Annotated in this window: 3 protein-coding genes; all 3 read left to right on the top strand. The window is 40.3% G+C overall.

Features of this window, described 5'->3' with window-relative positions:
- Positions 1 to 235: 235 nt before the first annotated feature.
- A complete protein-coding gene (locus IQ224_RS23395) occupies positions 236 to 496 on the top strand; it encodes a hypothetical protein (protein WP_002747768.1) in 261 nt (86 codons plus the stop codon).
- 180 nt (positions 497 to 676) lie between these two features.
- Positions 677 to 799: a type II toxin-antitoxin system RelE/ParE family toxin gene (locus tag IQ224_RS24470; protein ID WP_002747772.1), complete on the top strand. Its 123-nt coding sequence runs from the start codon at positions 677 to 679 to the stop codon at positions 797 to 799.
- A gap of 203 nt (positions 800 to 1,002) precedes the next feature.
- Positions 1,003 to 1,586: DUF3747 domain-containing protein (locus IQ224_RS23385; RefSeq protein WP_194033551.1), on the top strand; the 584-nt coding region annotated here is incomplete at its 3' end.

Genomic DNA, 1,586 nt, shown 5'->3' with positions numbered 1-1,586 from the left:
AGAGAATTCTTGTCCATTAAGAAATGTTACAAATTACATGGGTACATTAAGATAAGTTAAGGGGGTGCATCCATTGATGGATAAGGGTTTTCAGCTATTGTGGTATATATGTATGGGGGAAGTTCAGTTATTTCTGCCCCTAGATCGGCGATACTCTTAGTCTATTCTGTCTGCTCCTTGCAGTATAATAAAATGGAATGCTTATAATTTAGTCCTTGAACTAACAAAAATTAGTATGAATATTCAACTAAAACCAAATCAAGAAAAATTTATCGAAGAACAGTTAAAAAGTGGCAGATTTGATAATGTAGAGCAGCTCATAGATACCGCTTTACACTTGCTGTCCCACATCAATGAAGATTATTTAGAATGGCGAGAAGAAACTGGTCATCAAATTGATATTGCTGTAGCTGAATTAGACAATGGGGAAGGATTAGAGGTCGAAACAGTTATCAACAATATTTTAGAAAAATTTCAGAAAGAGCATCAATCCTAATCATGAATCGTTATATTATTGCCCCATCAGCCAGTCAAGATTTAAACAAGATTGCTGATTATTTTTGAGCGGTAAACGTGGAAGCTGGGGAAAAACTATTGATAAAATTTTCCCAAAAGTGTCAACAATTAGCACAATTTCCCAATTTAGGACGTAGTTACAGTCATATTAGACCCGTCCTTGAGAGGGTTGCCTTTAGATGGATATATTATTTTCTATCGAGTTACTGATGACACAGTAGAGATTTTAAGAATAGTTAGCGGTCGTCAAGACTTAGAAGCTTTATTCTCCGAGATAAAATAAATCCCTAGCAAAAATCCAGCAGAATTGAGCAGACTCCAAGACCTTTCAATTGGCCTGATTGCCTTTCCTAGCTGATGGCTGACGGTTGACGGCCGACGACTGAATTATAAAACTATTTCCCCTAGGAAAACAAAATTCTCTGACTTGCGTCTAAATCGATAAAATAAATGCAAGTACGATCCCCATAACAAGGCTCCCTATTTATGAATCTAAAATCATCCCTAAAATTTACCCTACTGTTTTCACTTCTGGGGGGTTGTCTCCTGACGACACCCAGTCAAGCAACTCTCTTTGAACAACGAGAAGTTAATCAAGAGGATTTTATCGCTATTGCCCGTCCCTACGGTAACGGTAAATACGATTTACTGATTTTGCAACAAATTCCCGGAAAACGCCAATGTTGGGCGGTAAATGGCAGAGAACCGACCATTGTTCAGCCTCTCCTCCTCGATTTCGATTTTACCGGCAGTTGTGAACGAGCCACCGACAGTAACGGTTATTCCCTTCGCATTCGCGGCACAGATTACGGTTTAGAATACCTGCTGCGTATCGTACAACGGAACGGGGAATTAGTCCTCGTGGGAACCCCCCGCAATCCCAGACAATCGGAGGTAATTATTGGACGGACAAAAGGTTTAGGGACCGGTTTAATCCAAATTTATCTCATCGATGGCTGGCGCTTTACTAAACGCAGTCTAGCCGGTCAAAATCTCAGTCATATCTATCTAACTGCCGATAGTCCCAGTTTCAATCCTCCCCCGGAATTACTCGCGGGTACCCAATCGTC

Source organism: Microcystis sp. LEGE 00066 (assembly GCF_015207925.1).
GTDB lineage: Bacteria > Cyanobacteriota > Cyanobacteriia > Cyanobacteriales > Microcystaceae > Microcystis > Microcystis ichthyoblabe_A.
Note: the sequence above shows the minus strand (reverse complement) of the source record. Positions and strands in the feature narration are given on the sequence as shown.

Excerpts from the sequence above, each read along its gene's own strand:
- IQ224_RS23395 (WP_002747768.1), top strand. The coding sequence starts at position 236 with ATGAATATTCAACTAAAACCAAATCAAGAAAAATTTATCGAAGAACAG.